The following is a 9,536-nucleotide window of genomic DNA, read 5'->3' on the forward strand; positions in this document are numbered from 1 at the left end:
TATTTAATTAATTCTTAAAATTTTAAAAATAAGAAAAATAATGTAAAAATATTGAAAACGATGTCATCAGGTGTTACTATATAAGTGGGCGATAGATGATGCATAAAATTTTATATGTAGGATAAGGGGGAGTATTATGATAAGTGGTAGATTAGAGAGTTTAAGAAAATACATGGGGGAGTACAAAATAGATGCATATATAATACCATCTTCAGACAATCACCAAAGTGAATACGTAGGAGATTATTTTAAATCAAGAGCGTACATATCTGGATTTACAGGTTCAGCAGGAACTTTAGTAGTAACTATGGATGAAGCAGGACTTTGGACAGATGGAAGATATTTTATACAAGCTGAAAATCAATTGAAAAATACGGGGATTAAATTATTTAAAATGGGAGAAGAAGGTGTTCCTACTACTCAAGAATTTATATGTGAGAAGTTATCTAAAGGGTCTATATTAGGATTTGATGGTAGGTTAATATCTGCAGATGAGGGCAAACGTTTAGAAGAAAAGTTAAAAGGAAAAAATGTAAGCATAAAGTATGAGTATGACTTAGTGGATAAAGTATGGAACGATAGACCTTCTTTATCAAAAGAGAAAGCTTTTTTATTAAAGGTTAATTATGCAGGGGAGACATTTAGTTCGAAATTAAAAAGACTTAGAGAAGTTATGAAAGAAAAAAATGTAACATCTCATATTATAACAACTCTTGATGATATAGCATGGCTGTTTAATATAAGAGGAAGAGATGTTAAGTATACTCCGGTTGTTCTTTCATACGCAATAATAACATTAGATGAAGTTTACTTATTCATAGAGGAAAGCAAATTAAATGAAGAAATAATAAATGAATTAAAGACAGAAAATGTAATAATAAAAAAATACGATGATATATATGAATTTGTTAAAACTATTGATAAAACTGAAAAAGTGTTATTAGATGAGGGTAAAGTTAGCTACTCAATATATAATAATTTACCAAATGAAGTTCAAAAGATAAATGCGCCTAATCCTACAATGAACTTTAAAGCTGTAAAAAATAATATTGAATTAGAAAACGTTAGAAAGAGCCACTTAAAAGATGGAGTAGCATTTACCAAATTTATGTATTGGTTAAAGAATAATGTAGGAAATATAGAAATATCTGAAATAAGTGCATCAGAAAAATTGGAAGAGTTAAGACGTGCCCAAAAAGGATTTATAGAGCCAAGTTTTGCAACTATAGCTGGATATAGAGAACATGCAGCTATGATGCACTACAGTGCTACACCTGAAAGTGATTATAAATTGGAAGCTAGAGACTTATTTTTAATAGATTCAGGTGGTCAATATTTTGACGGAACAACAGATATAACAAGAACCATAGCTTTAGGGGAAGTAAATGGTGAGTTAAAGATGCATTTTACTGCAGTTCTTAGGGGAATGATAAATTTATCTATGGCTAAATTCTTATATGGAACAAAGGGATATAACCTAGATATATTAGCAAGAAGACCAATGTGGAATTTAGGATTAGATTACAAATGTGGAACAGGCCATGGAGTAGGTTTCTTAGGAACTATACATGAAGCTCCAAATGGATTTAGATGGAAAATAGCTCCTAACAGATTAGAAACAGCTACTCTAGAAGAAGGTATGGTAACAACTAATGAGCCTGGAATATATATTGAAGGTTCTCATGGAATAAGAATCGAAAATGAACTTATAACTAAAAAAGCAGAGAAAAATGAATATGGTCAATTCATGGAATTTGAAGTGGTAACATTTGCACCTATAGATTTAGATGCAATAAATATTGATTATTTAAATAAAGAGGAAAGAGATTATTTAAATAATTACCACAGATTAGTTTATGAAAAAATATCTCCATATTTAAGTGAAGAAGAAAATGTATGGTTAAAAAAATATACTAGGGGAGTATAGATTAAAAGTATAATAAGGTAGCTTTTTAAATGTAAAGCTGTTTTAATTATAAAATTAAAAATTTAAGGGGGACTTAAGATGGCAAATACAGCATCTGCACCTACAAAACATCCTAAGGGGTTGTATGTTTGTGGGTTAACTTTCACGTTTGAAAGATTCGCATATTACGGATCAAAGATATTATTATTATTATTCTTAGCTGAAACAGTAGTTAGAGGGGGATTAGGGGTAGATAAGGCTGATGCAACAGTTATAGTAGCAAACTTGGCAGCCTTCACTTATTTGGCACCTATATTTGGGGGAATGATATGTGATAGATGGATAGGAGCTAGATATTGTGTAATAATAGGAACGATTATAATGGCAGCGGGATATGCATTAGGATATTTTGCTACCAGTGTAATTTGGGTTCATGCAATGATAATATTAATATCTATAGGAACAGGATTTTTTAAAGGGAATTTAAATGCATTAGTTGGGGAACTATATGATGATAATACTAGAAAAGATTCAGCATTCTCTATATTATATACATTTGTTAACTTAGGATCATGTATAGGAACATTAACTATAGGTATATTATATACTAAAACTTTTGCAGTTATAGAAAATGGACATGTTGTTGCATATGGATTTAGACAATGTTTCATGTTAGCTGCAATAGTTACGTTACTTGGTGGATTATTATTTATATGTACTATGAAGTTTTTAGGAGAAGCCGGCAAATATCCTCAAAAAATGCTTGATAAGAAAGCTGGCAATACTGTAGAAACTAAAAATGTAGATAGACCTTTAACTAAGAAAGAAAAATCTAGAGTAAAAGTAATATTCATATTATCATTTTTCTCAATTTTCTTCTGGGTATTCTACAACCAAGCAGGTTTTTCTCTAGCATTATATATGAATGATTATGTTGATTTATCAATTGGATCATTTGAAATACCTGTAATATGGATAGAAACATTAAATGGATTTTTATGTGTGGTTTTAGGACCAATAATGGCATCTATATGGACTATGTTATCTAAAAGAGAAAAAGGTGACTTAAGTATGGCTCAAAAAATAGCGTTAGGATATATATTTTTAGCAGTAGCATTTGGATTTGTAATAGTTGCTGAACTTTCAAGAGGAGTAGGAGCTCCTGCTACTTTTAAAGCTAGTGTTGTTTGGGTAATGCTATTCGTTTTATTCCAAACTATAGGAGAAATGTGTTTCTCACCACTTGGAAACTCATTAGTAAGTAAAATAGCTCCAGCTAAATACTTATCTTTACTTATGGGGGTTTGGGCATGTGCGACTTTCTTTGCAAACAAAGCAGCAGGATATGTTCAAATGATAATAGAAAAAATGGGTCTTATGCAAACATTCATTTCTATACCTGTAATTTTAGTAGTTGGTACATTCATATTACTTGCATTTAATAAAAAATTAACTGCAATGATAGGTACTGATGATGATGAAAAAATAACTGCTTAATAAATAAAGACTAGGATTATATCCTAGTCTTTAATAGTTTTTGTTTACTGATTTTAAATATTCGCTTGGAGAAAAACCATAAACTTTTTTAAATTTATTGGAAAAGTAATGAATAGAATTAAATCCTAAAATTTCAGAAATCTCACTAATTGTATAATTAGTTTCTTTTATAAGTTCTTTACTTTTCTTTAACTTTAAATTGTTTATATAAAGTTTAACTGTAGTTTCTAAATTAGATCTAAATAATAAATGCAACTTAGAACTGCTTATTGAAAACTTATCACATATAGTTTGAATATCCAAACAATCATAGATGCTTTCATTTATAAATTTCAATATTGAATTTAAAAGTTCATCGTCATAAAATTGTTGGATTTTATTAGCTGGTTTTACAATAGAAGTTTCAAAATCAATGCTTAAAGTTTTTAAAACTAATTCTTTTAAATAACAAATAGAAAGCTCATCACAATATAAATGTGTAGAATTAAGTTCTTTCATAAGCTTAGTTATTATAGTGTATAAGTCCTTTGTAGAGGTAAATACTTTATTTGAAAGAAGTAATGTATCATTGAAATCCATTTCAAAACTTACTGTTAAGTATGAACAAGACTTTTTATTATCAGTATATTGCGAGTGATATTCATTTGGAGCATAGAAAAATAAATCCCCCTGATTTAACTTAAACTTCTTTCCATTTACTTCAGTATATAAAACGCCTCTATCTACATATGTAAGTTCCCAAAAGTTATGTTTTTCACCTTTGAATAAATAATTAGTTGGCTTTTCTTGATAAAATTTAGTATAAATCTTACTTATTAAAATTTTAGGCACTATTTCTTTATAATTATAATCCTGAACAATGTTTATTGAATTTAAAAAAAGACTATTACCATATAAATCTACATTACAATTATCTGATATTGGTATAAAATTATAAAAAACTCCTTTATTTAGTTTTATTTTACTATTTAAGATAAACGATTCTATACTATTAAAATTAGAATCATTAGAAACAACAATTAGCACGACTCCGCTTTGCAACTTTATATGGATGTCAAATTCTGCATAAAAAAGTTTAGTAATAGATTTTTCTAAAAGTGTAATAGATTTTTTTTTCTCACAAATTATAATATCATCAGATAAAGATGATAAAGCCTCCCCATATTTTTTAAAAGATAAACAAGTAGTTTGTTTAAACAATTTAATATCCCCCCAAAACCATGAAATCTTTTTCCTAATAATATTTTACAAAAAATAGCATAAAAAATCAAATTTAGTTATAGTTTAAGGTTTAATATAATACATAAAAATGTAAAACATTTATACAAAAGTGCAAATACATATAAGAAATAAAGTACTAGAATATACTTAATAAGTAAATAAAAAACTTCAAAATTAATGGGGGAATGATTAATGAAGAAAATTACAGTAGCAGTAGTAGGTGCGGGGGCAAGAGGTATGCATGCATATGCTCCATATTTTAAACATCATGAAGAATTAGGTAAAGTTGTTGCAGTGGCAGAGCCACATGATATAAGAAGAGATATATGTGTAAAAGAACATAATATAGAATCTGAAAATGTATTTAAAACATGGGAAAATTTACTAGAAAAAGAAAGATTGGCTGATGCGATTATAATAGCTAATAATGATGAGTCACACTATGAACCAACTAAGATAGCTCTTGAAAAAGGATATCATGTATTGCTTGAAAAACCAATGTCAAACAAGTTAGAAGATATAGTAAAATTAGGGGAGTTAGCTAAAAAGCACCCAAATCAAGTGTTTATGATTTGCCATGTGCTTAGATATACTACTTTTTTCTCAAAATTAAAAGAAATAGTAGATAGCAAAGAGCTAGGAGAGCTAGTTAGCATACAACATAATGAGAATATAGGGTATTGGCATTTTGCACATTCATTTACTAGAGGAAACTGGAGAAATAGCAATGAAACGAGTCCTCTTATACTAGCTAAAAGTTGTCATGATATGGATATATTATTATGGTTAACAGGTAAGAAATGCAATAATATATCTGCGTTTGGACATTTGACTCATATGAGAGATAAAAATTTTAAAGAAGGAATGGCCGATAGATGTTTAGACTGTAAAGTAGAAGAGAGATGCCCATACTCAGCTAAAAAATTATATTTATCGGAAAAACCTATATTTGCAAAAGTAGTACATCCAGTACCGAGTAAAGAAAATTTAGAAGAAGCATTAAGAACGGGTCCATATGGAAGATGCGTATATAAATGTGATAATAATGTTGTAGATCACATGGTAACTATACTTGAATTTGAAGATGATATAACAGCTACATTTAACTTATCTGCATTTACTGAAGAATGTAACAGAACTATTAAACTGATGTTTACTCATGGTGAAGTAGGAGGAAATCACGTTAAAAATATTATAGAAGTTAAAAAGTTTGAGAAATTTGGGGAAAATACTATAGAAACTATTATTCCAGAAGAGGTAGAAGGAGGCCATGGAGGCGGTGATTATGGAATAATGGAAGACTTTGTTAAACTAGTTTCAGAAAACGGTGGAGAAGGAAGAACTAGTGCTAAAAAATCTGTTGAAAGTCATATCATGGCATTTGCAGCTGAGTATTCTAGATTAAATAAAGAAGTTGTTAATATTGAAAAGTTTTGGGATGAGGCAATAGAAAAGATAAAGGCTGAAGCATAATATATTATTACACAAAATTATAAAAAAAGTGTATAAATTTACAAATACAATGAGTTCACATTTATATATCATATAATTAAAGAAAATTATCGAAATATTCAGGAAAAAATATTTGATTAGTTTAATTTGTGGGAAGGGGATTTGATATGTTTTTAAAAAGGGGAATTATAACAGGAGCAGTTTTATCTGTAGTGCTAGGGCTAACGGGATGTAGTTCTACTGGAGGAAATAGTGCTGATGGGAAAGTTGAACTAAGATATGCTATATGGGATAAAACTCATATGGAAGCTGTAGAAACTTTGATAGATGGGTATGAAAAAGAAAATCCAAATGTAGACATTAAGGTAGAACAATATTCATTTGCAGACTATTGGACTAAAATGGAAACAGCAGCAGCTGGGGGGTCAGCTCCTGATATATATTGGATGAATGCTGTTAATTTTAATAAGTATGCTGACAATGGAATGTTAGTTAATATGAAAGACTATATAAAAGATAAAAATGTTGATATGAGCCAATATTTGGAAAGTTTAAGTAGTTTATACAGTTATAAAGGAGATCAGTATGGAATTCCTACATTCTGGGATAACAATATTTTAATGGTTAATACAAAGCTTATGGAAGAATACGGAATTCCTGAGCCTAAGGAAAATTGGAATTGGGATGAGATGATAGCTTGGTTGACAGATGCTAAATCAAAATTGCCAAAAGATATATATCCTTTTACTTCTTATGCAACAGAAAGTACACAGTCAGGCGTATTTAATGAAGTTGCTTCAGCGGGAGGTAAGGTAATAAGTGATGATAAGACTAAAGCTATGTTAACAACACCTGAAACTAAAGAAGGATTTAAAAAGTATTATGATTTAGTAAAAAGTGACTTACATAGTCCATATGATATAACATTAGAAGTTACAGCTGGAACATTATTTAAATCTGAAAAAGCTTTAGTTTTACAAATGGGGTCATACGGACTATTACCATACTCAGATAAAGAACAAGCACAAGTTGCAGGAAACTTTAAATTATATGAAATACCTACTATAAAAGAAGGAAATAAATCTAAAACTGTAATACATGGTTTAGGAAATGTAATATCCTCAAACTCTAAACATCCTGAAGAAGCTTTTGATTTTATCAACTACATGTCAAGTGAAGAGTCGATGAAAAAATATACTGAATTAGCTTTAGTTCCTCAAGCTCATAAAAATGTTCAAGATTTATTTGGTAAAATAATGAAAGAAAAAACAGGGATAGATACTTCGGTTATATCTAATGTAGCAGAAAATGCTATGCCACTTCCTAATAGTTTTGAAACTTCAAAATGGGATAAAGCTATAGTTGATAATATAACTAAATTTATGCAAGATGAAATAAGTTTAGATCAAGCACTTGAAAACGCACAAAAAGAAATGCAATCTATATTAGATAAAGAGAAAAAATAGGGATTTTTTAGAGGGTGTCTATGTTTTAGACATCCTCTTAGAATAGATAAAAGGGGGATTTTAATTGCAAGCAGAGGTATATAATGAAAAGCCCAGCAATTTAGATAAATTAAAAGCTAAAAAAAAGAAAAACCTAAAGCGCAACTTAACTGGATATATGTTTATAATGCCACTTTTAATAGGGGTTTTAGTATTTAACTTTATACCATTTATACTAAATTTATTTTATAGCTTAACAGATTTAAATGCATTTGGAGGATGGAACTTTGTAGGATCTGAAAACTTTTTAAGGCTGTTTAAGGATCCGTTGTTTTATAAAGCTGTAGGGAATACTTTTTTATATGTGGTAGTGACTGTGCCTCCTATGGTAATTATATCTATTTGCATAGCAAACCTACTTAACAAAAACATAAAAGGAAAAGGAATTTATAGAACTATATATTTCTTACCTGTTGTGACTATGGCATCTGCATCAACATTAGTATTTCAATGGATGTTTAACTCAAGATTTGGACTTGTTAACCAATTTTTAGAAGCTATAGGATTAGAGGGAAAATTATGGTTTACAGATCCAAACTTAGCTAGAGTAGTAATAATAGTATTCATTATATGGAGTGGTTTAGGATACAAGATAATGATTTTCTTAGGTGGGCTTCAATCAATACCTGAATCTTATTATGAAGCAGCATCTATAGATGGAGCTTCGTCATTTAAACAATTTACTCATATAACTATCCCACTTTTAACCCCAAGTATATTTTTTATTGTTATATGGTCTTTAATTGGATCTTTCCAATTATTTGATGTTGTGTTCATGCTTATAAAACAAGGAAGTCCAGCTTATGAATCCACAATAACTATGACAAGATATTTCTATGATTTAGGGTTTACATTAGGTGATAAGGGGTATGCATCTGCTGTAGCTGTAATCTTATTCTTAATCATAATGGCAGTAACATTAATACAATTTAAGTTGCAAAAAAAATGGGTTCATTATTCAGATGAATAAGATTAGGGGGGAAAAGTATGGAAACGAAAAGAAGTGCTAAGATTTTAACTCACATAGGGCTTATACTTATGGCAGGATTTATTGCATTACCTTTTATATGGATGATTTTAACATCTATTAAAACATTGGCAGAAGCAGAAGCTATTCCGCCTAAAATATTCCCTGAATCTGTAAGAATTGAGAACTATACTCAAATATTTAAAGAATTTCCTTTTGCTCAGTATTATTTCAATACAATAATAGTAACAATAGCATCTGTAGTATTACAGTTAATTATAGTAACACCAGCAGCATACGCATTTGCAAGATTAGATTTTAAATTTAAAGAAGCTATATTTTTAATTCTTATGGCAGCTATGATGGTACCTGGTCAGATGTATTTGATTCCACAATATCAAATAATACAAGATATGGGACTTTTAAATACATTAACAGCGATAGTATTACCTGGAATATTTAGTATATATTATACGTTTTTATTACGACAACATTTTAAGTCTATACCTAGAGACATGGAGGAGGCTGCAATAATAGATGGAGCATCTCAATTTACAATATTTTTCAAATTAATGGTTCCAATTGTTAGACCAGCTTTAGGGACTGTGGCTATACTTGGAGGATTAGGGGCTTGGAACAGTTTCTTATGGCCACTAATTGTAAACTCAACTCCTGAAAAATTGACACTAGCAGCAGGGCTTAGGGTTTTTGTAGGACAATATGGTACACATTATCCTAGAATGATGGCGGGTGCGGTACTGTCTATAATTCCTATGGTTGTTGTATTTAGTATATTCCAAAAGAAATTTATATCCAGTATAGCTGTTTCTGCAGGAAAAGAATAATCCGGAATTATGACAAAAACCAGTACAATTATATATGTATATTAAAAAAATAAAAAACAGGGTAATTGTTTGAAATTACCCTGTTTTTTACTATTCTGAAAATAAACGAAATATTAAACAATTCGAAAAAGTTGAAATATATA

7 protein-coding genes are annotated in these 9,536 nt (G+C 29.4%); 6 read left to right on the plus strand and 1 reads right to left on the minus strand.

Annotated features, from left to right (window positions below; genetic code table 11):
• Positions 1 to 133 precede the first annotated feature (133 nt).
• Positions 134 to 1,927 carry an aminopeptidase P family protein gene (locus VN21_RS03955; protein WP_046822146.1) on the plus strand — a complete coding sequence of 598 codons (1,794 nt, stop codon included), beginning with the start codon at positions 134 to 136 and terminating at the stop codon, positions 1,925 to 1,927.
• A 78-nt stretch (positions 1,928 to 2,005) separates the two neighbouring features.
• Positions 2,006 to 3,403 carry a peptide MFS transporter gene (locus VN21_RS03960; protein WP_046822147.1) on the plus strand — a complete coding sequence of 466 codons (1,398 nt, stop codon included), beginning with the start codon at positions 2,006 to 2,008 and terminating at the stop codon, positions 3,401 to 3,403.
• Positions 3,404 to 3,433: 30 nt separating this feature from the next.
• On the opposite strand, the gene VN21_RS03965 is transcribed toward VN21_RS03960, so the two are convergent.
• Entirely contained in the window at positions 3,434 to 4,603 is a 1,170-nt protein-coding gene (locus tag VN21_RS03965) for an AraC family transcriptional regulator (RefSeq protein WP_046822148.1), read from the minus strand.
• 213 nt (positions 4,604 to 4,816) lie between these two features.
• Here VN21_RS03965 and VN21_RS03970 point away from each other — a divergent pair, with 213 nt between their 5' ends.
• From VN21_RS03970 to VN21_RS03985, 4 genes are all read left to right on the plus strand, one after another.
• Positions 4,817 to 6,097 carry a Gfo/Idh/MocA family protein gene (locus VN21_RS03970; protein WP_046822149.1) on the plus strand — a complete coding sequence of 427 codons (1,281 nt, stop codon included), beginning with the start codon at positions 4,817 to 4,819 and terminating at the stop codon, positions 6,095 to 6,097.
• Between the two features lie 146 nt (positions 6,098 to 6,243).
• Positions 6,244 to 7,542, plus strand: a complete 1,299-nt coding sequence (locus tag VN21_RS03975; RefSeq protein ID WP_046822150.1) for an ABC transporter substrate-binding protein — start codon at positions 6,244 to 6,246, stop codon at positions 7,540 to 7,542.
• A gap of 64 nt (positions 7,543 to 7,606) precedes the next feature.
• Positions 7,607 to 8,551, plus strand: coding sequence for a carbohydrate ABC transporter permease (locus VN21_RS03980; RefSeq protein ID WP_021429006.1), 945 nt, complete (start codon positions 7,607 to 7,609; stop codon positions 8,549 to 8,551).
• A gap of 17 nt (positions 8,552 to 8,568) precedes the next feature.
• The gene (locus tag VN21_RS03985; RefSeq protein ID WP_046822151.1) at positions 8,569 to 9,393 is read left to right on the plus strand and encodes a carbohydrate ABC transporter permease; all 825 of its coding nucleotides are present in this window, start codon (positions 8,569 to 8,571) and stop codon (positions 9,391 to 9,393) included.
• Positions 9,394 to 9,536: the final 143 nt, after the last annotated feature.

Source organism: Paraclostridium benzoelyticum (assembly GCF_001006285.1).
In the GTDB taxonomy this organism is placed as follows: domain Bacteria; phylum Bacillota; class Clostridia; order Peptostreptococcales; family Peptostreptococcaceae; genus Paraclostridium; species Paraclostridium benzoelyticum.